Raw genomic sequence first — 26089 nt, 5'->3', positions numbered from 1 at the left:
GACGGCGTGGGGATTGATAGAGGGCCAGCGTCCCCTCAACGTCCTCTCAATGTCCTTTGGCGGCCGCATACGGATCGATGAAGCGGTTGGAATCCGACTTCTGGTTTTCCTGAGTTGCGTCTGACCGGGGCCGCGGGTGGAATTTGCATTGCGCCGGGCGGCGGCACTGCCAATTTCGCCGGGGCCCCCGGGCGCGAGGTTCATTGAGGTCGCCCGGTTGACGCACCACTGATTTCGGGTCGGCGACCAACAGCAACTGCTTGATGGCATCAGCGCGTTGCATGCCGCAGCAGCTTGTGGTCGCCGTCGATGCGGTCAGCCCTCGCGCTCGGCTTCAGTGTGCTGCGGTCCGCTTCTCGAGCGTGCGCGCATATTGCGTCAGCGGAAAGCACATGACGAAGAAGATCAGCGCCACCAGCCCGTAGACTTTGAACGGCTCGAACGTCGCGTTGTTGATGGCGTTGGAGGTCCTGACCAGTTCCTCGAAGCCGATGATCGAGGTCAGCGCCGTCGACTTGATCAACTGCACCAGGAAACCCACCGTCGGTGCGCGCGTGATCGAGAACGCCTGCGGCAGGATGATCAGCCTCAGCTCCTGCAGATAATGCAGCCCGAGGCTGGCGCCGGCATCCCACTGTCCGCGCGGCAGAGCGTCGACGCCGCCGCGCCAGATCTCGGCCAGATAGGCGCTGGCAAAGAAGGTGAGGCCGAGCACGGCGGCAGTCCACGGCTCGATGCGCAGGCCCAGCATCGGCAGGCCGAAGAACATCAGGAACAGCTGCATCAAAAGCGGCGTGCCCTGGAACAGCGCGATGTAGCCCGAGGCGATACGCCGGCTCCACTTGGCCTTGGCGATGCGGAAGAACAGCACGATCAGCCCGACCAGCGCGCCGCCGATGAAAGCCGCCAGCGACAACAGCACCGTCCAGCGGGCGGCGAGCAACAGGTTGCGGACGATGTCCCAGAAGGTGAATTCGATCATGACACGCCCGCCCCAAGAACACGGCGTCCACCTGTGACCAGCAGCCGGCGCAGCGCCATCGACAGGCCGAGATAGACCAGGGTCACGACAAAATAGGTCTCGAAGGAACGGAAGGTGCGCGCCTGCAGCATGTCGGCCTCGTAGGTCAATTCGCGCACCGCGATCTGTGACACCACGGCTGATTCCAGCATCATGATGACGATCTGGCTGGTCAGCGCCGGATAGATAATCTTGAGCGCCTGCGGCAGCACGATCTTAATGAACACCTGCCGGGGCCTGAGCCCAAGCGCCAGGGCGGCTTCCGTCTGCCCACCCGGCACGGCGTCGAGCCCGGCGCCGACGATCTCGATGGTGTAGGCCGCCATGTTGAGCGTCATCGCCAGCATGGCGGCGAGGATCGGGTCGAGCCGGATGCCGAGGCTGGGCAGGCCGAAGAAGATGAAGAACAACTGCACCAGGAACGGCGTGTTGCGCATCACCTCGACATAGACCGCGATCGCCCGCTTCAGGAACACCGGGCCGTTGCGCCGGCCGGCGGCACCGAGGATGCTGAGCAGCGTGCCCAACAGCGTGGTCACGACGATCAACAGGACCGTCGTGGCCGCGCCGCGCGCGATGTCGCCCAGGGCGCCTGCAAGCCAGCCAAAGGCCACGGGAACTCAATCCTTGAGGTTGTCGGGATTGAGAGGCGTCTTCAGCCACGCCTTGGAGCTCTCGTCGAGCTTGCCGTCGGCCAGCATCTTGGCGACCGCGTCGTTCACCGCCTTCTTCAGCCGGTCCTCATTCTTGTTGAGGCCGATATGCGAAGGCGAGGTCAAGAGCTGGAATTTCTGCTCCGGCTGCAGCGCGTCCTGCTTGGCCAGCACTTGCGCGCCGACGTCGTTGCCGACCACCATCAGCTGCGTCTGGCCGGAGATAAAGGCCTGGATGACGGAATTGTAGTTGTCGAAGCGCTTGATGTCGGCGGATGCCGGCGCCGCCGCGGTCAGCGATGTATCCTCCAGCGTGCCGCGATTGACGGCGATGGACTTGTCGGCAAGGTCTTCCTTGCCTTTGACCGCCATTGCCTTCGGCCCGATGACGGCGATGTAGTAAGGCGCATAAGCGGCGGCGAAGTCGATGACCTGCTCGCGCTCCTTGGAATAGCCGACGCTCATCAAAATATCGACGCGCTTGTCGGTGAGATACGGGATGCGGTTCTGTCCGGTGACGCTGACCAGGTTGAGCTTGACCTTGAGCGAATCGGCAATCGCCTGCGCCACGTCGATGTCATAGCCCTTGATGCTCATGTCGGCGCTGGCCGAGGAGAAGGGCGGGAAGTCCGAGAAGATGCCGACATTGATAGCGCCGGCCTTGGTGATGTCGTCGATGGCGTCGGCCTTCGCCTGCGTGGCAAGACAGGTGGCGCCGAGCATCATGGCTGCCGCGACTGCGGATTTGATTGTGTTGCGAAGTAACATTGTGGTTCCCCTGCTGGAAGCTTGTTTGTTTGCATACGGCCGCCGGCTCCAGCGCGGCGGCCGCATTAGGTCTAGCGTCAGCCCTTCTTGATTGCCGGGCTGAACACCATCAGGCTCAGGATCTCGAACAGGACCTGGGCGCCGACATGGGCGGTGTTGGTGGTGGCGTCATATTGCGGCGCCACCTCGACGACATCGCCGCCGACGATGTTGAGGCCTTTCAGGCCACGCAGCAGCTCGAGCACCTCGCGCGTCGTCAGCCCGCCGACTTCAGGCGTGCCGGTGCCCGGCGCGAAGGCCGGATCGATGCTGTCGACGTCGAAGGAGATGTAGGTCGGGCCGTCGCCGACGATCTTGCGCGCCTTCTCGATGATTGCCGGAATGCCGAGCCCGGTCACCTCTTCGGCATGCACGACCGTCATGCCGGACTCGTAGGTGAACTCCCACAGATATTCGGCCGAGCCGCGAATGCCGATCTGGATGGTGCGGGTCGGGTCGAGCACGCCGTCCAGCACCGCGTTGCGGAACGGTCCGCCATGGTGGAACTTGGTCATGTCGAACAGGCCGCTGGTGTCGCAATGCGCGTCGATATGGATCATGCCGACCGGCGCCTTCTTGCCGACCGCCTTCAGGATCGGATGGCTGATCGAGTGGTCGCCGCCGACCGAGAGCGGCAGCACGCCGGCATCGACGATCTGGTTGGTGCGGCGCTCGATGTCCTCATGGCTGATCTCCAGCCGGTAGCGGCTGCGGAATGGCGTATCGCCGATATCGGCGACGCGAAGCTCATGCGTCGGCGCGCATTCCAGCACATGATTGTAAGGGCCGATGCGCTCGATGGTGCGCAACGCGCGTGGCCCGAAGCGCGAGCCGGGGCGGTTGGTGACGCCGAGGTCCATCGGCACGCCGATCATCGCCACCTGAAGATCGCCGAAATCCGGATTGTCGGCCGATATTTCACGATAGGGCGCGGCGAGGAAGGTCGGGATGCCGGAATAGGGCGCCAGCCTGGTGCCCGACTTGTTGAAGATCTTGTCGGCGACCTTGCGGAATTTCGGGTCGAACATCTCGCCACCATGGCTCTCGCCATATTTGCGGCGCAACGCTTCGAGCTTGCCGCGATCGTAACCCATGTCCGGTCCTCCTCTGCTTGCTGCCCGCATGGACAATTGCCACGCCAGCCATCTGCGGCTGGATCGTTGCCCGCTGTCCGCGCGGATTTCACGTCTCTTGAAAGCTGTTCCGGGCAAAAGTGTCGGGCAGCGGCTTTGAAAAATCAATTGATATTGTTACAGTCTGGATTGTGAGAAAATCTCACAAACTAGCGAGCTGTCCATGGCTAAGCGCCTGCCACCCCTGAACCCGTTGCGCGCCTTCGAGGCCACGGCGCGCCACGCCTCGCTGACCAAGGCGGCGGGTGAGCTCAATGTCACGCATGGCGCCATCAGCCATCAGATCAAGGCATTGGAGCAATCGCTCGGCGTCAGGCTGTTCGAACGCACTGGGCAGCGGGTCAAGCTCACCCCGCATGGCGCCGAGCTGCTGCCGGCGGTGTCGACGGCCTTCGACGGCATCGCCGCCGCCACCCAGCGCATGACCAGGCCGGCGAGTGCGGGCGCGTTGTCGGTGTCCTGCGTGCCGGCGCTGTTGCTGCTCTGGATGACGCCGCGGCTCGGCAGCTTCATGGCGCAATATCCCGACATCCGGCTGACGCTGATCCCGTCCAACGATATCAGGGACATCCGCTCGCCGCAGGTCGATGTCTGCGTGCTCTATGGCGATGGCAGCTGGAGCGATTGCTGGATGCGCAAATGGTCGGGCCTCGAGCTGTTCCCGGTGGTCAGCCCGACGCTGATCAACAACCGGCCGATCCGCAGCGTGCGCGACCTCGCCGATCACGTCTTCCTGCATGGCGATGACGGGCGCGAATGGCATACCTGGCTGGCCGCCGCCGACGGGCTGGATCTCGAACGCGGCCGCCGCCACCATCTCGGCGACGCGCGCACCGCAATCGAAGCCGCGGTACACGGCCACGGCGTGGCGCTTGGCGATTCCGTCACCGCCAGCACGCTGCTCGCCAGGGGACTGCTGGTGGCGCCGTTCAGCCTGTCGGTGCCGGCGGTCGACGATTTTTATGTCGTCTGCCGCAACGAGATGCGCTCGGCGCCGATCGTGCAGCTGTTCATCGATTGGCTGTTTGCCGAGAAGGAAGAGGCCGACAGGCGCGCCGACGCGCCGGTGGCCGGCCGCGCGCTGAGCCGCAGGAAACGCCCGGCGCTCAAGGTCATAGGCGCCAGGACCGCGTCCTGAGGCTGGCCTTGCCTGCCGGCGTTTTTGTCGGGCCAGCTTGCAAAGCGGGCAGCGCATCCAGGAATTCGATGCTAAGACGCGATTGGCTAAATCCAACACTCGAGGCGCGCCCCTGTGCGAAGCGCCTTGAAGGCGAGCAGCGAAGGCGGCAGCAGGCATGGCAAGAACCGATATAGCGCGGCGCGTCTACAACCACACCTGGAAGCTCGACCCGATCGTGCGCAGCCTGCTCGACACCGACTTCTACAAGCTTTTGATGCTGCAGATGATCTGGGGCATGTACCCCAAGGTCGACGCCACCTTTTCGCTGATCAACCGCACGACCTCGGTGCGCCTCGCCGACGACATCGACGAGGTCGAACTGCGCGAGCAGCTCGACCATGCCCGCACGCTGCGCTTTTCCAAGAAGGAAATGATCTGGCTGGGCGGCAATAATTTCTACGGCCGCAAGCAGATCTTCGAGCCGGAGTTCCTCGCCTGGCTGGAAGGTTTCAGGCTGCCGCCATACGAGCTTTCCAAGCGCGACGGCCAGTACGAGCTCTCTTTCCCCGGTCCCTGGATGTACACCACGCTGTGGGAGATCCCGGCGCTTGCCATCATCAACGAGCTCCGCTCGCGCGCCGCCATGCGCTCCTACGGGCCGTTCGCGCTCGATGTGCTCTATGCCCGCGCCAAGGCCAAGATGTGGGCCAAGACCGAGCGGCTGAAGGCGCTGCCCGGCATCCGTATCTCCGATTTCGGCACCCGTCGCCGCCATTCCTTCCTGTGGCAGCGCTGGTGCGTGGAGGCGCTGAAGGAAGGCATCGGCGAGGCCTTCACCGGCACTTCCAACGTGCTTCTGGCCATGGACAACGACCTCGAGGCCCTGGGCACCAACGCGCATGAATTGCCGATGGTGTTCGCCGCGTTGGCCAACTCCGAGGAAGAGCTGCGCGAGGCGCCCTACAAGGTGCTGCAGGACTGGCAGCGCTATTATGGCGGCAACCTGCTGATCGTGCTGCCCGATGCCTTCGGCACCGATTCCTTCCTGCGCGACGCGCCGGACTGGGTCGCCGACTGGACCGGTTTCCGCCCCGACAGCGCGCCGCCGATCGAGGGCGGTGAGCGGATCATCGAGTGGTGGCGCCAGAGGGGGAAGGACCCCAAGCAGAAACTGCTGATCTTCTCCGATGGGCTCGAGGTCGAGACCATCGAGGAAACCTACCGGCATTTCCGCGGCAAGGTGCGCATGTCCTTCGGCTGGGGCACCAACCTCACCAACGATTTCGAAGGCTGCGCCCCGACTGAGACCGACAGCCTCGACGCGATATCGCTGGTCTGCAAGGTCACGGAAGCCAATGGCCGGCCGGCGGTGAAGCTGTCGGACAATCCCGCCAAGGCGACCGGGGATGCGAAAGAGATAAGGCGGTATCTCAGGATTTTCGGCGAGAAGGGACGTGTGGAGCAGTTGGTGAAGGTGTGAGGGTCGTTCTTCGTGGCCCAGACATGTCCTGCATCGTCAAGAAATAGAGCAAGGCTGGATAGGCCGAGTTCCTTCGCCCCCCTCTCTGTCCTGCCGGACATCTCCCCCTCAAGGGGGGAGATTAAGCTTTCGTCTCCGCTTTCGCCAATCTTCGACGTTGCTAAGAAAGAACCGGCGCCGAAACAGCCAATCTCCCCCCTTGAGGGGGAGATGTCCGGCAGGACAGAGAGGGGGGCCGTAGAACGCCGTCGCCACAGGTTAGCCTTCCCTCTCGCTTTCCTTGCCCTCCTTCCCACCCCCGCCTTCGCCCACGCCTCCGACCGTGGCCACGTCCTCCTCCTCCCAACCGGCTATTACATCGCCGGCGGCGCACTGGCCGTAGCCATCAGCTTCCTCGTGCTGGCGCTGGTGCCACCCGTCGCCTTCGACCGCTTCTGGCGCAAGCGCCTTCCGCTGTTCTCATTCGGCGACGGCTCACGCACAATCATCAGTCTCATTTCCTTTGCCGGTTTCGCAATCCTCATTGCCGCCGGCCTCTTCGGCAGCCGCGATCCACTCTCCAACCCGCTGCCACTGGTGATCTGGACGCTGCTCTGGGCCGGCTTCACGCTGCTTCAAGGCGTCTTTGGCAACCTGTGGGCATGGCTCAACCCGTGGTACGGCCCGTACCGTGTCGCGGCCCGGATCGTCGGGCTCCGAGGCGACGAAACACAGCCATCGCGCCTACCCCCATGGCTCGGCTTCTGGCTTGCCTTCGTGCTGTTCTTCGCCTTCGCCTGGTTCGAGCTGATCGACCCGGCGCCCGACGATCCAGCACGCTTAGCATGCGCCGCCGGCCTCTATTGGCTGGTCACCTTCTTCGCCATGCTGGCCTTCGGCTATGAGACCTGGAGCCGGCGCGGCGAGTTCCTGAGCGTCTTCTTCTCGATAGTCGCACGCTTCGCGCCATTCCAGCGCGAGCAAGGCCGCCTCTCGCTCGCATGGCCGGGCGTCGGGCTGCTTGCCGCCGAACCATTGCCATTGAGCGGCATGGCTTTTCTTCTATTGGCGCTGTCGTCCGTATCCTTCGACGGCCTGTCGAAGACCTTCTTCTGGCTCGGCCTGTTCGGCGTCAATCCGCTGGAGTTCCCCGGTCGCACCGCGCTGATCGGCATCGGCAGCTTCGGCCTCGTGCTGACCTTCATTTTGTTGGCAGCGGTGTTCGCGCTGGCCGTCTTTCTCGGCGGGCGTCTTGCCGGCAATGCCCGTTCATTCGCGGACACAGCAGGCCTGCTCGTATGGTCGATCGTGCCGATCGCGCTCGCCTACCATATCGCGCACTACGTAACCGCGCTGCTGGTCGACGGCCAGTACGCGCTGGTCGCGCTCTCCGACCCGTTCGCGCTCGGCTGGAACGTGTTCGGCACCGCAAACATGATGGTCGAAGCGGGCGTCGTCGCCGGCGCCCAGTCGGCCTGGTGGCTGTGGAATCTGCAGGCTGGCGTGATCATCGCCGGCCATGTGCTGGCGGTGCTTGTCGCGCATGGTTTTGCCTGGCGATCATACGGCCAGCCTTCACGCGCGGCGCTCAGCCAGCTGCCGCTCACTCTTTTGATGATCGCCTATACGATCTTCGGCCTGTGGTTGCTTGCAACGCCGACCGCCGGATGAGACAAGGCGATGTCCTTGGGCTCCTTGGGGAAGCTCGCTTGCCAGGCCAGGGCTTTGGTGATTTAGTTTGTACACATGCAATTTTCCCGTCCTCCGCAAGAGGATGGTTTAGCCGCCTTATCGCTGGTCAAGACTTTAAAAAACAGGGGAACGGACATGGCCGACAAGAACGGATTTTTCGATCTCTCGAAGACGACGCTTTCGCGCCGCACCGCGCTGAAGGGCATCGCTGCCGGCGCTGGCCTGGCGCTGGCGCCAGGCTTCGTGCGCTACAGCCAGGCGCAGAGCTCGGCGCCGATCAAGATCGGCTTCCAGTCGCACCGCACCGGCATCGGCGCCGCCTATGGCCGCTGGTACGAAAAGACGAGTGCCGCCGCTATCAAGGCGATCAACGATGCCGGCGGCATCAGCGGCCGCCAGGTCGAGCTGGTCATCGAGGATGACAGCACCGATCCGGCGCGCGGCGCCGAGGTGGTCGCCAAATTCGCCAAGCAGCACAAGACCGACATCGTCTTCGGCACTTTGTTCTCGCATGTGGTGATCGGCTCGGCGCCGGCGGCCGGTGAAAACAAGATCCCCTATTTCGTCGTCAGCGAAGGCCATCACGTCGCCTCCACCAAGCTCAACCGCTACGTCTTCCAGCCCGGCATCACCGACGTGAAGAGCCAGATCCAGTCGATGGCGCCGTGGATCGCGGCCAATGCCGGCAAGAAGGTGACGCAGATCTTCCCCGACTTCGCCTTCGGCTACGACCATCGCGACTACCTGCCGCCGGCGCTGAAGGCGCAAGGCGCCGACGTCATCGCCCAGATCGCCATCCCGCCGACGGAAAGCTCCTTCACCAAATACTTCCCGCAGATCCCGGCCGAGACCGAGGTGATCTATCACGTCATGGTCGGCCCGGCGGTGCTCACCTTTGTCAAGGAACTCGGCGAGTTCTATGGCTCCAACCGGCCGCAGCTGTTCGGCTTCATCGATTCGCTCGAGGCCGTCGACATCAACAGCCCCGGTCTCGAATTTCTCGACGGCAGCCATTTCTGGGAAGGCTCGCCGCGTTATGCCCAGCCTGACGACTCCGCCGCGCAGAAAGCCTATCGCGCCGCCGTCGGCATCGACGACAATGGTGCGGCCGTCGGCGACCCCAAGGACGTCTCCACCGCCGCGCATATGTTCGGCTGCTGGGAAACGCTCTACGTCGTCAAGAAGGCGATGGAAGACGCCGGCTACAAGGGACCCGAGGACCGCGCCAAGCTGGTCGAGGCGACCGAGGCGTTGAAGGAATTCGCCGAAGGGCCGGAGCATCCGCAGGGAGCGAAAACCTTCAACGGCAAGATCCACCAGTGTTTCGGCATCCAGAACATCTCCAAGGTCGAGGGCGGCAAGCTGAAGGTCGTGCACAAGACCAAGATCGAGGACGGGCTCTACGAGGCCGAAGGGGACTACACGACGCAGGCGCTGTAGGCGTTGCTTTTCCAGCAAGCGTGAGCGCCCAGGCCCCCCTCTCTGTCCTGCAGGGCAGAGGGGGGCGCCTCGCGTCTCCCTAACCGGGTAGCCTCATGCACTTCGGCCCCCATCTCCTCCTCGCCGCTCTCGAAGGTCTCGTCACCTCAGCCGTTCTGGCGCTGACGGCGCTTGGCCTGTCGCTGGTGTTCGGCGTCATGCGCGTCGTCAACGTCGCGCATGGCGAGTTCTTCATGCTGGGCGCGGTGTTGGCCTGGGCGATCTCGACCGCGATACCGGGCCATCCCACGCTTGGCTTCCTGGCAGCACTCGTGCTGGCGCCGCTGATCGTCGGCGCCATCGCGCTCGTCGCTGAACGGCTGGTGCTGCGCCGGCTGAACTACAATCCCGAAGGCACCATCGTCGCTACCATCGGCATGCTCTACATCATCCAGCAGCTGGCGCTGACTTTCTACGGCCCGGAGGCGAGACCCGTCGAGCCGCCGTTCAGCTACCGCATCCTTTTGCCGTGGTTCGGCTATTCCGGCTACAAGCTCTCGATCGTTGCGGCCTCGCTCGTTCTGCTCGTGATCACCTGGCTGGTGCTGACCCGCACGAAGATCGGCCTGATCATGCGCGCCACCCAGTATGACCGCGAGACGGCGCAGGCCTTCGGCATTCCGGTCGAGCGCGTCTATGCCGGCGTCTTCGCCGTCGGCGCCATGCTGGCGGCGATCGCCGCGGTGCTGATCGTGCCGATCAGTCAGGCGCATTATCTGATGGGGCAGGATCCGCTGCTCCTGTCCTTCATCGTCGTCATCATCGGCGGCCTCGGCTCACTGCGCGGCACGGTGGTCGCCGCCATTCTGATCGGCCTTTCCGACGGCATCGTCTCGATGTTCTTCTCGCCGACGCTGGCCAAGATCATCGCAACGCTGGTTGTCGCCATGGTGCTGGTGTTCCGCCCGCAAGGGCTGTTCGGGACGGCCCAGCGATGAAGGATGCTTCGCCGGCAAAAATCTACGCCCTGCATATCGGCGTCATAGCGCTTCTGTTCGTGCTCAATTTCGCCCTGCCGGACTACCATCAGGGCCTCTTCGCCCGCATCATGCCGCTGGCCGTCTTCGCCATGGGCTACAATCTGCTCTTCGGCTATGTCGGCCTGCTCAGCCTCGGCCACGCGATGTTCTTTTCCGCCGGCCTCTATGGCGCGGGCTTGACCGTCTACCATCTCGGCTGGGGCGTGCCGGAAGCCTTTGTCGCCGGGGTCGCCTGCGGCGCGATGCTGGCGCTGGTCATTGGCCTGCTGGCGCTGCGCACCTCCGGCGTGGCGTTCATGATCGTCACCATGATGTTCGCGCAGGTCCTCTATCTGCTCATCCTCTATTTCGCCGCCTGGACCGGCGGCGACCAGGGCCTGGTCATCCAGCAGGCTTCACGGGTGATCTCGATCGGCGGCACTTCCGTCGACCTCACCAATCCGACCGTGCGCTACATGAGCGCGCTGGCGCTGTTTTCGGTCGCGTTGCTTGCCACCTTGGCCATCGTCCGCTCCCGCTTCGGCCGCGTTCTGGTGGCGATCCGCGAGAACGAGGAGCGCGCCAAGATGCTGGGCTACGACACAACAGCCAACAAGCTCGTTGCGGTCGTTGCCTCGGGCGCCATCTGCGCGGCCTCAGGCGCGGCCTATGCGCTGTTGTTCGGCTATGTCGGCTCGAGCTTCGCGACGGTGCAATATTCGATCCTGCCCTTGCTCTGGGTCTTGCTCGGTGGCGCCGCGACAGCGCTTGGGCCGCTCCTAGGCACGCTGTTCATGTATTATGTCACCGACATCACCAGCGGCTTCACTTCCGCCTATCTGCTGATCGTCGGCGTGGCGCTCATCCTTCTGGTGCTGTTCTTCCCGAAGGGCATCCTGGGCAGCATCCGCCAGCGCTGGCTGGGGTGGCTGCCATGATGCCGCTGCTCACCACCAAGGGCCTGTCCCGCTTCTTCGGCGGCCTGCGCGCTGTCGACGGCGTCGACTTCGCGCTGATGCCGGGCGAGATCCGCGCTATCATCGGACCCAACGGCGCCGGCAAGACGACCTTCGTCAGCCTGCTCTCTGGCCGCATCCAGCCGTCCTCCGGCATGGTGGTCTTCGACGGCGCCGACATCACCGGTATGCCGGCCTACAAAAGGGTTCGCCTCGGTGTCGCCTATACCTTCCAGATCACCAGCGTCTTCGCCAACCTCACGGCCTTCGACAATGTGGCGCTGCCGGTGCAGCGCACGCTGACCGACCGCCGCTCGAAAGGGCAGGTGAAAAACGGCGTCATGGAAGCGCTGGAACGCACCGGCCTTGCCGACCGCGCCGGCACGCTTGCCGGGCAATTGTCCTACGGCCATCAGCGGCTGCTCGAAGTCGCGATGGGCCTGGCGCTGAAGCCGCGTTTGCTGATCCTCGACGAGCCGACGCAGGGCCTGGCCGACAGCGAGATCGACAATTTCATCGCGCTGGTGAACGAGATCGCCAAGGATGCCACGGTGCTGCTCATCGAGCACAACATGCCCGTGGTCATGCAGCTCGCCGACCGCATCACCGTCTTCAATGGCGGAAAGATCCTCGCCGAAGGCACGCCCGAGCAGATCCGCGCCAATACGCAAGTCCAGGACGCTTATCTCGGAGCGACCCATGGCTGAGCTGCTGACGATTGCGGGACTGGATTGCTTCTATGGCGAGGTCCAGGTGCTCTACGGCCTCGACCTCGTGCTGAACAAAGGCGAGGTGTTGTGTCTGTTCGGCCGCAACGGCGCCGGCAAGACGACGACGCTCAAGGCCATCATGGGCCTGGTGCCGGCGGCGGCCGGTTCGATCAAGCTGGACGGCAAGGAACTGACCGGGCTTGCCGCGCATGACGTGCCGAAGGTCGGAATCGCCTATGTGCCGCAAGGAAGGCGATTGTTCGCCGAGATGACGGTTGCCGAAAACATCGAGATCGGCCTGATGGCGCGCGGCAAGGGCAGGCAGACACGGGAGAACGTGCTCGACCTCTTCCCGTTGCTGCGCGAGCGGTTGAAGCAGCGCTCCGGCACGCTCTCCGGCGGCGAGCAGCAGATGCTGGCGATGGCGCGCGCGCTTTGCCTCGAGCCGCAAGTGCTTCTGCTCGACGAGCCAACCGAGGGGCTGATGCCGTCGATGATCGCCAGGATCCGCGAGACAGTGGCCAAGCTGCGCGACCTCGGCGTCTCGACGATCCTGGTCGAGCAGCGCGTCGACGCCGTGCTCTCGGTCGCCGACCGCGTCTCCTTCATCGAGAACGGCCGCAACCGCGAGACGGTCGAAGTCGAGCAGCTACGCGCCGATCCGTCGGCCGTTAGGCGCTATGTCGGCGTCGGCTAGAAAAACAAAAACCCGGCGATCAGGAAAGTCGGGATCAGCACCAGACCCGACCACGCCATATAGCCGAAGAAGCCGGGCATCTTCACGCCGCCATGGCGGGCGATGGCATAGACCATGAAGTTCGGCGCGTTGCCGATATAGGTGTTGGCGCCCATGAACACCGCTCCGGCCGAGATCGCGGCGAGCGTCGAGGCGGCTTCCATCATCAGATGCTTCGCATCGCCGCCGGCAAGCTCGAAGAACACCAGATAGGTCGGCGCATTGTCGAGGAAGGATGATAAAGCCCCGGTCAGCCAGAAATAGGCGAGATCGTTCGGCTGGCCATTGGCCGAAGTCACCAGCGACACCAGCGGCGCCAACGCGCCGCCAAGCCCGGCGCGCAGGATGGCGACCACCGGCACGATGCAGATGAAGATGCCGGCAAAGAGTTTCGCCACTTCGGCGATCGGCCCCCAGCTGAAGCCGTTCGCGGCGCGGTATTCCTTGCGGGATACGGCGAGCGAGACGAAGGCGAGGATCAGGATGATCGCGTCGCGCACGAGATTCTGCAGTTCGAGGCCGACGCCGAAGATCGGAATGCTGATGCCCGGCTTCCAGCTTGCCGAAAGCAGGATCGCGCCGATCACACCGGCGAGCAGCGGCAAATTGGGCAGGCCGCGGAGGCGCACTTTCGAATCCGGCGTCGGGTCCTTGATCTTGGGCGCGCCGTTCTCGCGCCGGTGCAGAAAAATGTCGATCGCCAGGAAGACCGCCAGTACCAGGCCACCGACGAACAGCGTGTCGGGCAGGATGTGGACGGTCGTCCAGAAGAAGTCGACGCCGCGCAGGAAGCCGACGAACAAAGGCGGGTCGCCGAGCGGCGTCAGCGAGCCGCCGATGTTGGACACCAGGAAGATGAAGAAGATCACCACATGGGCGTTGAACGGCCGGTTGTCGTTGGCGCGCAGCATAGGCCTGATCAGGATCATCGAGGCGCCCGTCGTGCCGATGACCGAGGCCAGCATCGCGCCGGTCAACAGCAGCCCGGCATTGGTGAGCGGCGTGCCGTGGATGTTGCCGGCAAGCAGGATGCCGCCGGAAATCGTGTAGAGCGCGAAGAGCAGGATGATGAAGGACATATATTCGGTCAGCAGTGTGTGCAGCACCGCTTCGCTGGCCGCCGGAAGCCCGAAGGCGGCCGCCAGCGGAACCACAACCAGCGCCGCCCAGCCGGCGGCGATCTTGCCATAGTGATGTTCCCAGAGATGGGGGAAGAGCAGCGGCCCGGTCGCGATCGACAACAGCAGGCCGGCGAACGGCAGCGCCCACCAGAGCGGCATCGCAGCGCCGGGGAGTTCGTGGAGCTCGGCGGCGAACGCCTGTGCTGGAAGCAGCAGCGCTATGGCAAGTGGTGCGAAACAGAAAAAACCCCTCATCCGGCCGCTTCGCGGCCACCTTCTCCCCAGAGGGGAGAAGAGATTGGCGCCGGCGCCGGCTGCCTCCTCTCCCCTCGGGGAGAGGTCGGATTGCCCCGAATTGCCTTTCGCAATTCGGTTGGCAATCCGGGTGAGGGGGTTCTTCCCCACAGCCCGATCAGTCCGCCGAATGATCTTCGAGGCTCACGCCGGCTTCGCGCATGCGCTTCAGCATCGCTTCGACCGACCCGTTGAGATCGATGCCGCGGCAGGCGTCGAGCCGCACTGTGGTCTTGAAACCCTGCTTCATGGCATCGAGCGCCGAGAAAGCGACGCAGAAATCGGTGGCGAGCCCGACCAGCGTGATCGTGTCGATGCCGCGTTCCTTGAGATAGCCGCCAAGGCCGGTCGGCGTCGCATGGTCGTTCTCGAAGAAGGCCGAGTAGCTATCGATCGCGGTGCGGAACCCCTTGCGGATCACCAGTTCGGCCTTGGTCCAGGCGAGCCCGGAATGGAAGTCGGAGCCAAGGCTGCCCTGGATGCAGTGATCGGGCCACAGTGTCTGCGGCCCATACGGCATCTCGATGGTCTCGAACGCCTGCTTGCCGGGATGGCTGGAAGCGAAGCTCGAATGGCCGGCCGGGTGCCAATCTTGCGTCAGGATCACATGTTCGGTGCGGCGGATCAGGTCATTGACCAACGGCACGATCTCGTCGCCGCCAGCAACCGCCAATGCGCCGCCGGGGCAGAAATCGTTCTGCAGGTCGATCACGATGAGCGCTTCGTCGGCCATGGGCCTCCCTCTCTCGGTCTGGGCTCCAAAGAATGCCGCTCGCGCGACCGGCGGCAGAACCTTGACCAGATGGCTGGCGGCGTCAACCTCCGGCGGCATAACAAATGCGTTCAGCTCCGTTCCAGTGAGGCCGCGCCGCCAACTCTTGCTTTGACAATTCCGGTCGGCCTGATATCATTTGCATACGAATGAATTTGACCGGTCTCGATGCCGGCGGAAGACCCAAGGCACGGCGCTTTGGGCGGGCCAATTCGGGGAAGGCCCAATTTTGGAAGGCAAAGCGTGATCCGTTACGCGAAACCCACCAATGTCGACGAGGCGCTTGGCCTTCTTGGCGAGGACCGCTGGCGCATCCTTGCCGGCGGCACGGATTTCTATCCGGCGCAGGGCGTGAAACCTTTCCGCGACAATATCCTCGACATCAACGGTCTGGCCGCGTTGCGCGGCATCGCCGAGACCGACGAGCATTGGCACATCGGCGCCCGCACCACCTGGACCGACATTGTCCGCCAGCCGCTGCCGGCGGCATTCGATGCGCTGAAGGCCGCCGCGCGCGAAGTCGGCTCGGTCCAGATCCAGAATGTCGCCTCCGTTGCCGGCAATCTCTGCAACGCTTCGCCTGCCGCCGATGGCGTGCCGGCGCTGCTGGTGCTCGACGCCGAAGTCGAGTTGCGATCCGCGCAGACGACCCGTCATTTGCCACTTGGCGAATTCATACTCGGCAATCGCCGAACGGCGCTGCAACCGGATGAGATGGTTACGGCGATCCGCGTACCGAAGCGTGCCGCCACGGGCGTGTCGTCCTTCGTCAAGCTCGGCGCGCGGCGCTATCTGGTTATCTCCATCGCTATGGCAGCAGTGCGGCTCGTGATCGAGGACGGCGCGGTCGCCGATGCGGCAATCGCCGTCGGCGCCTGCTCCGCCGTCGCTCGTCGCCTTGCCGGTGTCGAGGCGGCGTTGCGTGGGCTGCCTGCATCGGCGGAACTTGGTGATGCGGTGCTGTCCGCGCCGATCGAGGAACTGGCGCCGATCGCCGATGTGCGCGGCAGCGCCGAATACCGGCTGGACGCGGCGCGCGAGATCGTCGCCCGCGCCGTGCGCGCTATCGTTGATCCGAATGAAGGCAAGGTGGCTGCATGAGCATGCAACGCGCCGACATCGCTTTCGAGGTCAATGGCGCCGGCGTCAGCGTCTGCGTGCCGCCGGTCAGGCGGCTGTCGCAGGTTTTACGCGACGAGTTGCGGCTGACTGGCACCAAAGTCGGTTGCGATGCCGGCGATTGCGGCGCCTGCACGGTGCTGGTCGACGGCGATCCGGTCTGCGCGTGCCTGGTGCCGGCCGCTTCGGTGTCGGGCGCTTCGGTCATCACGGTCGAAGGCCTCTCCAATGGCAGGCTTTCGGCTCTGCAAGCTTCCTTCCTGGAGCATGGCGCTGCCCAATGCGGCATCTGCACGCCCGGCCTGCTCGTGGCGGCCACCGCGCTTCTGGAGCACAACCCGACGCCCAGCGAAGCCGAGACACAGGATGCGCTTGGCGGCGTGCTCTGCCGCTGCACCGGCTACAGGAAGATCGTTTCGGCGGTGATGCACGCCTCGAAGCATATGAACGGCGTCGACCTTCGCCTGCCCGAATCCGGCCACGCCGTCGGCGCTTCGCCGATCCGGCTCGATGGCGTGCCGAAGGTCACCGGCGACGAGAAATTCGGCGGCGATTCCTTTCCGGCCGATGCGCTGTCGGTGCTGGTGATCCGCTCGCCGCACTATCACGCCGGCTTCAGTTTCGGCGATCTCGATGCCTGGACGAGGGCGAATCCCGGCATTACCGGTGTCTTCACCGCCGCCGATATCCCCGGCAAGAACTGCTTTGGCGTCATCGGTCCCTTTGCCGACCAGCCGGCCTTGGCCGAAGGCTTTGCCCGCCTGCGTGGCGAGGCCGTGGCGCTGGTGGCCGGCGAGCGCGAGGCGATCCTCGATCTCGACCTGACGGATTTTCCAATCGTCTGGACCGAGCGGCCGCACCTGCTGCAGCCGCGCGAGGCGAAGGCCGAAGGTGCGGCACTTATCCATCCGCACCGCCCGGCGAACCTGCTCACCTCCGGCTATGTCGAACGTGGCGATCCCGACGCAGCGCTCGCCAGCGCGGCGGCCACCGCGTCCGGCGTTATAGAAACCTCCTTTGTCGAGCATGCCTATATCGAGCCGGAAGCCGGCTACGCTTACATGGATGGCGATACGCTGGTCGTCGTCGCCTGCACCCAGGCGCCCTATATGGACCGCGACGACACGGCCAAGGTGCTCGGCCTTGCCGTCGAGAAAGTCCGCATCGTGCCGACCGCCACCGGCGGCGGCTTCGGCTCCAAGCTCGACGTCTCGCTGCAGCCGCTCATTGGGCTGGTGGCGATGAAGACGGGCCGGCCGGCGGCCCTTGCCTACACGCGCAATGAATCGATGATGTCGACCACCAAACGCCATCCGGCCGAGATGAAGGCGACCATCGGCGCCGATGCCGACGGCCGCGTCACCGGCATGGTCTTCGAAGGCGATTTCAACACCGGCGCCTATGCGAGCTGGGGTCCGACCGTGGCCAACCGCGTGCCGGTGCATGCCTCCGGTCCTTATGCGACGCCGAACTACCGCGCGACCGGCTACGCCATCCACACCAATGGCCCGATCGCCGGCGCTTTCCGCGGCTTCGGCGTGCCACAGGCCACCATCATGCAGGAAACGCTCTATGACGAGCTTGCCGGCAAGCTCGGCATGGACCGGCTCGATTTCCGCCTGAAGAACTGCCTGCGCGATGGCTGCGAGACGGTGACCGGGCAGCGTCTGGAGTCGGGCGTCGGCATCGGCGAATGCCTGGAGCAGCTGCAACCGCATTGGGCGCGCGCTTGTGCCGAGGCCGAAGCCTTCAACGCGACCAGCACGGCAAGCAAGCGCGGCGTCGGCGTCGCCTCCTGCTGGTATGGCTGCGGCAACACCTCGCTGCCCAATCCCTCGACCATCAGGGTCGGCATCTCGGCGTCGGGCGAGGTCATCCTGCATCAGGGCGCGGTCGATATCGGCCAGGGCTCGAACACCGTCATCACCCAGATCTGCGCCGACGCGCTCGGCCTGCCGCTGGAACGGTTCCGGCTGAAGAGCGCCGACACCGCCCTCACGCCGGACGCCGGCAAAACATCGGCGTCGCGCCAGACGTTTGTCACCGGCAAGGCGGCCGAGAAAGCCGGCCGCGCCTTGCGCGAAAAGATCCTGCGCTTCGCCAACGTTTCGGGCGAAGCGACGATCGCGCTTGATGGCGCCAGCCTTTCCATCCGCGAAGGCGACGCGGCAAGGCGCATCGATCTGTCGACGTTGAAGGCCGATGCCGACGGGCTGGTCTTTGTTGCGGAAGAGACGTACGACCCGCCGACCCTGCCGCTCGACGCCAAGGGCCAGGGCAAGCCCTATGCCCTCTATGGTTACGGCGCGCAGATTGCCGAGCTGGAGGTCGATCTGAAGCTCGGCACGGTGAAGCTGCTGAAAATCACAGCCGCGCATGATGTCGGCAAGGCGATCAACCCGGTGCTGGTCGAGGGCCAGATCGAGGGCGGCATCGCGCAAGGCATCGGCATGGCGCTGATGGAGGAATACATCCCCGGCCGCACCGAGAATTTGCACGATTATCTCATCCCGACCATTGGCGACGTGCCGCCGATCGAGCACATATTGGTCGAGGTCCCGGACCCGGAAGGGCCGTTCGGCGCCAAGGGCCTGGGCGAGCATGTGCTGATCCCGACCGCGCCGGCGATCCTCAACGCCATCCGCCACGCCACCGGCGTGCTGGTCACCAAGGTGCCGGCGACGCCGAGCCGTATCCTGGCGGCGATTCACGACAAGGAGGCGCGCCGATGAGCGAGCTTGCCGAACGTTTCGAAACCCATGATCCCGGCGAAAAGCAGATAGCGGAAAAGATCCGCTGCGATGCCTGCCCGGTCATGTGCTACATCGCCGACGGCCGCACCGGCGCCTGCGACCGCTACGGCAATGTCGGCGGCCGCATCGTGCGCATGGATCCGCTGACCATCCTCGACCATGCAGCTGAGACTGGTGCTGCTGTGGTGCCGTTCGTTGCCGAGGGCGAGGCCTGGAACGGCGAGCTGGTCAACACCGGCCGCCGCTTCGTCACCGCGATCGGCGCCGGCACCACCTATCCGGATTATAAGCCGGCACCGTTCATCGTCAGCCAGGAGGTCGAAGGCGTCGATCTCGTCACCGTCGTCACCGAGGGCATCTTCTCTTACTGTGGCGTCAAGGTGAAGATCGACACCGACCGTCATATCGGCGACGAGACGGCGATCGTGCGCGCCGGCGGCGAGGCGATCGGCCACGTTACCACCGGGGAATACGGCTCGCAAATGCTGTCGCTCGGCGGCGTTCATCACCTCACGGGTGGCTCGAAGGCCGAAGGCCGCGCGACCTGCGATGCGCTGCTCAACCTCTGCAACCGCAAGCCGGTCGAGCTCACCATCGACGGTGGCGCGACAATCATCGTCGAGGCCGGCAAGGCGCCGGTCATCGACGGCAAAATCGAGCATCGCATGCGCGTCGGCTGCGGCTCGGCCACCATCGGCATGTTCGCCACGCAATGGCGCGGGCTGGTCGACGAGGTGGTTGTGGTCGACGACCACATCACCGGCGTCATCTCCGAGCATCAGGCCGGCAAGGTGCTGGGCTGGGAAGATACGGGCATAAAAATCATCGGCCGCCGTTCGACGCCTGGCCGCTACTTCAAGGTGTCGGAGCCCGGCCTCGGCTGGGGCGGCACCTCGATTTCCGATCCGCTGTCGATCCTCGGCGACTGGAACGCCAAGAAGGGCGCGCGTCCTGGCCTGTCGCTGCTGATGGTTTCGACCACCGGCGAGCAGTTCGCCTACTACGAACTTGATGACGATTTGAAGCCGGTCGAAAGGCCGTTCCCGGAGCGGCTGCAGAAGTCCGTCGGCCTGATCGAGGATAATTGCGAGCCGGCGCTGTGCACCGTGTTGTTCATCGGTGGCGCCGGCGGCTCGCTGCGCGCCGGGGTCACCGAAAACCCGGTCAACCTCACCCGCTCGGTACAGGGTCTGAAAACCTATGTGACGGTCGGCGGCGCGCCGGTCTATGTCTGGCCGGGTGGTGGCATCACGCTGATGGTCGATGTCACCCGCGTGCCGGAAGGCGCTTTCGGCTATGTGCCGACCCCGGCTCTGGTGGCGCCGATCGAATTCACCATGCGCCGCGACGATTATGTCAGGTTGGGCGGCTACGAGGCCGAGATACGCAGCGTCGACGACATCGTCGCCAAAGGCGGCGAATATCTCAATCCGCGCCGTGGCTCAGGGGCTGTGGTTCAAAATCCCTGGCCACCGCTGGCGCAGCTGCGGCGTGCCGCGGCGAACGGGGCCGGATGATGCAAGGCCCGCAGGCGCATTGGCTGGCCGACGGCAGACGGCTCCATCTCAACCATGGGCCGATCGACCTGATCGTCGAAGCCTTTGGCGAGGCGGATGAACGCCGCGCCGCTTACGCGCAGGCGGTTGACCGCTTTCAGACCATCCTGATGGAGCTGGTCAAAGAGCTTCCCGAATTGCGTCTGCCGGCGTTCTTCCTGGCGCCACGCGATTTCGCAGGTCCAACCGCGCGCCGGATGGAAGCAGCCGTCATGCCGCTGGCGGAATGCTTCATAACGCCGATGGCCGCGGTCGCCGGTTCGGTAGCCGACGAAATTCTTAGCGCAATGCTCGCCGGTCGCCGGCTAGATCGCGCCTATGTCAACAATGGCGGCGACTGCGCCCTGCATCTCGGCGAAAGCCAGTCGATGACCGTGGCAATCGCCGGCACCGGCAATGGCATGGCCGACCGCGTCACCATACGCGCCAAGGACGGCGTGCGTGGCGTTGCCACCAGCGGCTGGCGCGGCCGGTCGTTTTCGTTGGGCATCGCCGACGCCGTCACCGTCCTTGCGCGCACCGGCGCCGAGGCCGACGCGGCGGCAACGCTGATTGCCAACGCCGTCGACCTGACTGGACACCCTGCCATCACGCGCGTTTCGGCACGCGACTTGGCGCCCGATAGCGATCTCGGCGCGCAGCTGGTGACGCAAAGCGTCGGCCCGCTTTCGCGGGTCGAGGCGGCCCGGGCGCTGGACAATGGCCTTGTCGTCGCCGAAGATTTTCGCCGGCGCGGCCTGATTGCCGCCTCGGCGCTGTTTCTGGCGGGCGAAGCCCGCATCAGTGGCGCGATAGCGCTTGCCGCGCCCAACAAGCATATACAGGAGGAATTTGCCCATGCCTGAGTTTCCGATCCGCAAGATCGCTGTTTTGACCGAAGAGATTTTCCATGATGGCGGGCCGGTTGCCGCCGCGCCGCGTTGCCGCGCCGCCGCCGTCGCGCTGGTCAAGAACCCCTTCGCCGGCCGCTACGTGGAAGAGCTGCAGAGCGCCATGGACGATCTGAAGCCGCTTGGCCTGCTGCTCACGGATAAGCTCATTGCCGCGTTGGGCGGCGACGTCAAACTGATCGACGCTTATGGCAAGGGCACCATCATCGGCTCGTCCGGCGAACTCGAGCACGGCGCGCTCTGGCATGTGCCGGGCGGCTACGCGATGCGCGAGCGGCTCGGCGACGCCAAGGCGATCGTGCCGTCGGCAACCAAGGTCGGCGCCTTCGGTTCGCGGCTCGACGTGCCGCTCGGCCACACCAACGCCGCCTATGTGCGCAGCCATTTCGACGCCATGGAGGTCGGCATCAGCGACGGGCCGCGCCCCGACGAAATCCTGTTCTGCCTGGCCATGAGCTGCGGTCCGCGGATCCACGACCGCATGGGCGGGCTCGCGGCGGGAGACATCAAGGCATGGGACGGCTTGCGATGAGCGGCGAGGACAACCTGCTCAAGCTCGTCGAGGCCGACGAGTCGGACGATCATGATTACCGCTTGCAGAACCAGGTCGGCTTCGTGTTGCGCAAGGCGCATCAGCGCCATGTCTCGATCTTCGCCGCCCACATCGGCGATCTGACGCCGCCGCAGTTTGCTGCCCTGGCCAAGCTCTACGATATCGGCGAAACCTCGCAGAACCAACTTGGCACGCTGATCGCCATGGATGCGGCCACGGTGAAGGGCGTCATCGATCGTCTGAAGGCGCGCGGCCTGGTCGATCTCACCAAGCACGAAGTCGATAAACGGCGGCTGCTGGTCAATCTGACGCCGGAAGGCCGTCAGGCCATCGAGCGACTGATCCCGCTGGCGCGCGCCATCACCGAGGAAACGCTGGCGCCGCTGACCGCCAAGGAAGCCGCGACATTCCTGCGGCTGCTGGCGAAGCTTGCCTGATTAGTTAGCCGGGTCGACCCCGAACATCTCCTTGGCCTGCTCGGCCGTATAATAGCCAAGCCTGACATCCTCGGCCACCTGCCTCGGGTCGCGTTCGCGCGGGTCGCCATAGCCGCCGCCGCCCGGCGTGCCGACGCGCACGCGGTCGCCGGCCTTGAGCGCGATGTCCTGTTCCTTGGAAAGATGCGGCGGCACATGGGCCTCGCCGCCGCGGAACACGGTCACCGTGTTGACCGCGCCATCCTTGCCGCCAAGCGCGCCTTGCGGCCCGAAGCGACCATGGTCCATAACGAAGGACGCGCGGGCGTCCCCTCGCAATATCTCCACCTCATAGGCGAGCCCAAAGCCACCGCGATGTTTTCCGGCGCCACCAGAGCCTTCGCGCAGCGCGTAATGCCGGTAGAGGACGGGAAAGGCCTGCTCCATGATCTCGACCGGCGGCGATTTCGAAATGCCGATGGTCGAGCAGCCATTGCTGAGGCCGTCATGGCCTGAATTGCCGCCATAGCCGCCACCCGAAATCTGGTACATGACATAGTCGCGACCGCGCGCCGGATCGTTACCGCCCAGCGCGAAATTGCCGCTCGAGCCGGCGGGCGCCGCCGTCACCTTCTCGGGCAATGCCTGCACCATGGCGGCGAACACGGCTTCCGCGATACGCTGCGAGACTTCCGCCGCGCAGCCCGAGACCGGACGCGGGTATTTGGCGTCGAGGAACGTGCCTTCCGGCCGTTTGACATTCAGCGGCTCGAAGGCGCCGGCGCTGATCGGCACCTCCGGAAAAATATGGCGCATGGCCAGGTAGACCGACGACAGCGTCGTCGCCAGCACGCTGTTCATCGGCCCGGCGCAAGGTTTTGACGAACCTGTGAAATCGAAGGTCAGCGTGTCGCCTTGCTTTTCGACGGCGAGATTGATGGTCAGCGGCTCGTTCACAACCCCGTCGGAATCGACGAAGGCCTGCGAGCGGTAGATGCCGTCCGCTATCGCGGCGATCGAGGCGCGCATCTGGTGGGCGGCGCGGCGGCGCAGTTCAGCGATGGCCTCGACGACAGTTTCGTCACCGTAACGATCCAGGATTTGATTGAGCCTGTCCTGGCCGATCAGCAAGGCGGCCGCCTGCGCGCGGATGTCGCCGATGCGCTGATCGGCGACACGGATGTTCGAGCAGATGATGGCGTAGATCTCCGGATCGAGCACGCCCTTCTTGAACAGCTTGACCGGCGGCAGTCGCAGGCCCTCCTGCTCGACAGCCGTGGCTGAGGCGGAAAACCCCCCCGGCACCGAGCCGCCGATATCCGGCCAATGTCCGGTGTTGGACAGCCAGCAGAAGATCTTGCCGCCGCGGTAGACCGGCATGGCGAAGCGCACATCCATCAGATGCGTGCCACCGAGATAGGGGTCGTTGACGATGTAGATGTCGCCCGGTTCCGGAGCGAGGCAGCGGCCGTCGGCGATCATCTCGATCACCGTTCTGGTCGAATATTGCATGACGCCGACGAACACCGGCAGGCCCTGGCTGCCCTGCGCGATCAGCGAGCCGTCGACGGCCGAATAGATGCCGTCCGAGCGGTCGTTGGCCTCGGCAATCACCGGCGAGAAGGCCGCGCGGGAAAATGTGAGGTCCATCTCGTCGCAGACCTGCTGCAAAGCCGCCTGGAGGACCGAAAGCGTGATGGCGTCGAGCTTTTGCATCTCAGGCCTCGCCGATATCGATGATGATGTTGCCGTCGGCGTCCGAACGCGCGCGGTCGCCGGGTTCGAGCACGGTGGTGGCGTCCATCTGCTCCAGGATCGCCGGCCCGTCGATGACCGCGTCGAGCGGCAGTTTTTCGCGTGCGTAGACCGGCGTGTCGTGCCAGCGGCCGGCATACCAGACCGGCCGGATCTCGCGCCGCGCTTCATCAAGCGTGGCCGCGCGCCCTGCCGGATCGATCAGCCGCGACAGGTCGATCTGCGGCCGCACCCCGGTGACCGAGGTGATGAGGTTGACGAGGTTGGCGCGGATCTCCGGCAGCTCGACCTTGAAGCGCGCGAAATAGGCTTTCTCGAACAATTGCTGCAGCGTCGCCCGCGTCACCGATGACGACGGCAGCGGCACGTTGATGATGTGCGTCTGGCCGACGAACTGCATGTCGGCGGAATGGGTGACGCGGATTTCCTCCGGCTTCACCGCTTCCTTGGCGATCAGTGCCTCGCCTTCGTTTCGGTGTCGTTCCAGAACCGAGTGGATAAGGCTTTCGTCGAGCCCACCCACCGGCTGGTTGATTGTGTTGACGAAGTCGTGCCGCAGATCCGCGACGACGCAGCCGAGCGCATTGGTGATGCCGGGGCGCGCCGGCACCAGGACGCGCGGCAGGCCGAGCTCGCGCGCCAGCGCTGTCGCATGTAGCGGCCCGGCGCCGCCGAAGGCAAACAGCGCGAAATCGCGCGGGTCGTGGCCGCGCGACACCGAGACCATGCGGATGGCGCCGGCCATCTTCATATTGCCAAGCCTGAGCACGGCGCCCGCCGCTTCGACACCCGAGAGGCCGGTGCGCTTGCCGATCTTGTCCTCGAAGATTCCGGTGACGCGCTCGACGGTGACGGGATTGTCGACGGCGAGCAACTTCTTCGGCGCCAGGCGACCGAGCACCAGATTGGCGTCGGTGATGGTCGGCTCCGTGCCGCCGCGCCCGTAGCAGATCGGGCCGGGATTGGCGCCGGCGCTTTCCGGGCCGATCTGGATCAGCCCGGCCGCATCGACGCGCGCGATCGAGCCGCCGCCGGCGCCGACGGTGTGCACCGCCACCATCGGCACGTGGATCGGCATCGCATATTCGATCTCGATCTCGTTCGACACCGCGGGCTCGGCGTCGCGGATCAGCGCCACGTCGGTCGAGGTGCCACCCATGTCGTAGGTGACGAGGTTGCCGAAGCCGGCGCGCTTTCCGGTGTAGGCGGCGGCGATCACGCCGGAGGCCGGGCCTGACATCACGGTCTTTGCCGATTCCAGCGTGACGAAAGGGGCCGAGATCATGCCGCCATTGCCATTCATGATCAGGAAGTCGCGCGCGTAGCCTTGTGCCGCGAGTTCCTTGCGCAGCCGCTCGACATAGCGCTCGAGGATCGGTTGCACCGAGGCGTTGACCGCGGCTGTTACGCCACGCTCGAACTCGCGCGCCTCCGACAGCAGCGCATGTCCTGATGTGATGTGGCCGTTCGGCCAGAGCTCGGCGGCGATCTCGGCCGCGCGCCGCTCATGCGCCGGATTGGCATAGGAGTGCAGGAAATGGATGACCAGCGACTCGCAGCCGGCGGCAAGCAGCGCCTTCACCGCATCGCGCATCTCGGCCTCGTCGAGCGGAATGCGGACGGCACCCGACGCCTCGACCCGCTCCGACACTTCCAGCCTGAGATCGCGCGGGATGATCGGCACGAAGCTGCCCGTCATGCCATAGGGCTGCGGCCGGGAGCGTCGTCCAAGCTCGATCACGTCGCGGAAACCGCGCGTGGTGATCATGCCGGTCCTGGCGAGACGCCGTTCCAGAACGGCGTTGGTGGTGGTCGTCGTGCCATGCACGATGAGGTCGATGCCGTCGATCGGAAAGCCGGTCGCGCCAAGCGCCGAGACCACGCCGAAAGCCTGATTTTCGACCGTCGTCGGTGTCTTGGCGATATGCACCTTGCCACCGGCTCTGCCGTCGATCAGGAGCAGGTCGGTAAAGGTTCCGCCCACATCGATGCCAGCCACGACACTGCCCGCCGACGCCGAAAATTTCTCATTCATTGCCGAAACCCGAAATGCCAGGACTAAGGATATGCCTTGGATTGGAAAGGCGTTTTACGCTGTGATCTTGACCTGAATATCATTTGTATACTAATAAGTT

The 26089-nt window shown here is 64.8% G+C and carries 22 protein-coding genes; 14 read left to right on the top strand and 8 right to left on the bottom strand.

Going from position 1 to position 26089, the window contains the following annotated elements; all coding sequences use genetic code 11:
- Window positions 1-334 precede the first annotated feature (334 nt).
- From AB6802_RS02855 to speB, 4 genes are all read right to left on the bottom strand, one after another.
- The gene (locus AB6802_RS02855) at window positions 335-982 is read right to left on the bottom strand and encodes an amino acid ABC transporter permease (RefSeq protein ID WP_371008488.1); all 648 of its coding nucleotides are present in this window, start codon (window positions 980-982) and stop codon (window positions 335-337) included.
- On the bottom strand, window positions 979-1635 hold the full coding sequence (locus AB6802_RS02850) for an amino acid ABC transporter permease (protein ID WP_371008487.1): 657 nt from the start codon (window positions 1633-1635) through the stop codon (window positions 979-981). Before AB6802_RS02850 ends, AB6802_RS02855 begins: the two co-directional genes overlap by 4 nt.
- A 6-nt stretch (window positions 1636-1641) precedes the next feature.
- Entirely contained in the window at window positions 1642-2442 is an 801-nt protein-coding gene (locus tag AB6802_RS02845; protein WP_371008486.1) for a transporter substrate-binding domain-containing protein, read from the bottom strand.
- 77 nt (window positions 2443-2519) lie between these two features.
- Entirely contained in the window at window positions 2520-3575 is a 1056-nt protein-coding gene (gene speB, locus AB6802_RS02840) for an agmatinase (protein ID WP_371008485.1), read from the bottom strand.
- 202 nt (window positions 3576-3777) lie between these two features.
- Between speB and gcvA the strand changes: the two genes are divergently transcribed.
- The 8 genes from gcvA to AB6802_RS02800 all read left to right on the top strand — a co-directional run bounded on the left by gcvA (window position 3778) and on the right by AB6802_RS02800 (window position 12686).
- Complete coding sequence (gene gcvA, locus AB6802_RS02835; protein WP_371008484.1) at window positions 3778-4752, top strand: transcriptional regulator GcvA; 975 nt, start codon at window positions 3778-3780, stop codon at window positions 4750-4752.
- 157 nt (window positions 4753-4909) lie between these two features.
- Window positions 4910-6214, top strand: a complete 1305-nt coding sequence (gene pncB / locus AB6802_RS02830) for a nicotinate phosphoribosyltransferase (RefSeq protein ID WP_371008483.1) — start codon at window positions 4910-4912, stop codon at window positions 6212-6214.
- Window positions 6215-6424: 210 nt separating this feature from the next.
- Window positions 6425-7864 (top strand): hypothetical protein, encoded by a 1440-nt coding sequence (locus tag AB6802_RS02825; RefSeq protein WP_371008482.1) that lies wholly within the window; start codon window positions 6425-6427, stop codon window positions 7862-7864.
- A gap of 156 nt (window positions 7865-8020) precedes the next feature.
- On the top strand, window positions 8021-9325 hold the full coding sequence (locus AB6802_RS02820) for an ABC transporter substrate-binding protein (RefSeq protein WP_371008481.1): 1305 nt from the start codon (window positions 8021-8023) through the stop codon (window positions 9323-9325).
- 95 nt (window positions 9326-9420) lie between these two features.
- Window positions 9421-10302 (top strand): branched-chain amino acid ABC transporter permease, encoded by an 882-nt coding sequence (locus AB6802_RS02815; RefSeq protein WP_371008480.1) that lies wholly within the window; start codon window positions 9421-9423, stop codon window positions 10300-10302.
- On the top strand, window positions 10299-11261 hold the full coding sequence (locus AB6802_RS02810; RefSeq protein WP_371008479.1) for a branched-chain amino acid ABC transporter permease: 963 nt from the start codon (window positions 10299-10301) through the stop codon (window positions 11259-11261). The genes AB6802_RS02815 and AB6802_RS02810 overlap by 4 nt, the downstream gene beginning before the upstream one ends.
- Window positions 11258-11986 (top strand): ABC transporter ATP-binding protein, encoded by a 729-nt coding sequence (locus tag AB6802_RS02805; protein ID WP_371008478.1) that lies wholly within the window; start codon window positions 11258-11260, stop codon window positions 11984-11986. The genes AB6802_RS02810 and AB6802_RS02805 overlap by 4 nt, the downstream gene beginning before the upstream one ends.
- Window positions 11979-12686 (top strand): ABC transporter ATP-binding protein, encoded by a 708-nt coding sequence (locus tag AB6802_RS02800; protein WP_371008477.1) that lies wholly within the window; start codon window positions 11979-11981, stop codon window positions 12684-12686. The genes AB6802_RS02805 and AB6802_RS02800 overlap by 8 nt, the downstream gene beginning before the upstream one ends.
- On the opposite strand, the gene AB6802_RS02795 is transcribed toward AB6802_RS02800, so the two are convergent.
- The gene (locus AB6802_RS02795) at window positions 12683-14101 is read right to left on the bottom strand and encodes a sodium:proton antiporter (protein ID WP_371008476.1); all 1419 of its coding nucleotides are present in this window, start codon (window positions 14099-14101) and stop codon (window positions 12683-12685) included. The two genes, AB6802_RS02800 and AB6802_RS02795, sit on opposite strands and share 4 nt — an antisense overlap.
- A gap of 157 nt (window positions 14102-14258) precedes the next feature.
- Window positions 14259-14873 carry a bifunctional nicotinamidase/pyrazinamidase gene (gene pncA, locus AB6802_RS02790; RefSeq protein WP_371008475.1) on the bottom strand — a complete coding sequence of 205 codons (615 nt, stop codon included), beginning with the start codon at window positions 14871-14873 and terminating at the stop codon, window positions 14259-14261.
- 282 nt (window positions 14874-15155) lie between these two features.
- On the opposite strand from pncA, the gene AB6802_RS02785 reads away from it, so the two are divergent.
- From AB6802_RS02785 to AB6802_RS02760, 6 genes are read left to right on the top strand one after another with little or no spacing between them, the layout of a single operon-like run.
- Window positions 15156-16013 (top strand): xanthine dehydrogenase family protein subunit M, encoded by an 858-nt coding sequence (locus AB6802_RS02785; protein ID WP_371008473.1) that lies wholly within the window; start codon window positions 15156-15158, stop codon window positions 16011-16013.
- Window positions 16010-18763, top strand: coding sequence for a molybdopterin-dependent oxidoreductase (locus tag AB6802_RS02780; protein WP_371008472.1), 2754 nt, complete (start codon window positions 16010-16012; stop codon window positions 18761-18763). The genes AB6802_RS02785 and AB6802_RS02780 overlap by 4 nt, the downstream gene beginning before the upstream one ends.
- Window positions 18760-20301 carry a 6-hydroxynicotinate reductase gene (locus tag AB6802_RS02775; protein WP_371008471.1) on the top strand — a complete coding sequence of 514 codons (1542 nt, stop codon included), beginning with the start codon at window positions 18760-18762 and terminating at the stop codon, window positions 20299-20301. The genes AB6802_RS02780 and AB6802_RS02775 overlap by 4 nt, the downstream gene beginning before the upstream one ends.
- On the top strand, window positions 20301-21185 hold the full coding sequence (locus AB6802_RS02770; RefSeq protein WP_371008469.1) for a UPF0280 family protein: 885 nt from the start codon (window positions 20301-20303) through the stop codon (window positions 21183-21185). Before AB6802_RS02775 ends, AB6802_RS02770 begins: the two co-directional genes overlap by 1 nt.
- Window positions 21178-21762 (top strand): amino acid synthesis family protein, encoded by a 585-nt coding sequence (locus AB6802_RS02765; RefSeq protein WP_371008468.1) that lies wholly within the window; start codon window positions 21178-21180, stop codon window positions 21760-21762. The genes AB6802_RS02770 and AB6802_RS02765 overlap by 8 nt, the downstream gene beginning before the upstream one ends.
- Window positions 21759-22220, top strand: coding sequence for a MarR family winged helix-turn-helix transcriptional regulator (locus AB6802_RS02760; protein ID WP_371008773.1), 462 nt, complete (start codon window positions 21759-21761; stop codon window positions 22218-22220). The genes AB6802_RS02765 and AB6802_RS02760 overlap by 4 nt, the downstream gene beginning before the upstream one ends.
- Here AB6802_RS02760 and AB6802_RS02755 read toward each other — a convergent pair whose 3' ends face one another.
- Both AB6802_RS02755 and AB6802_RS02750 read right to left on the bottom strand, forming a co-directional pair.
- Window positions 22221-23915: a hydantoinase B/oxoprolinase family protein gene (locus tag AB6802_RS02755; RefSeq protein ID WP_371008467.1), complete on the bottom strand. Its 1695-nt coding sequence runs from the start codon at window positions 23913-23915 to the stop codon at window positions 22221-22223.
- Between the two features lies 1 nt (window position 23916).
- On the bottom strand, window positions 23917-25989 hold the full coding sequence (locus AB6802_RS02750; protein WP_371008466.1) for a hydantoinase/oxoprolinase family protein: 2073 nt from the start codon (window positions 25987-25989) through the stop codon (window positions 23917-23919).
- Window positions 25990-26089 lie beyond the last annotated feature (100 nt).

The sequence above is a fragment of the Mesorhizobium sp. RCC_202 genome (assembly GCF_041355295.1).
Classification (GTDB): Bacteria; Pseudomonadota; Alphaproteobacteria; order Rhizobiales; family Rhizobiaceae; genus Mesorhizobium.
This window is presented reverse-complemented; position numbering and strand designations above follow the sequence as displayed.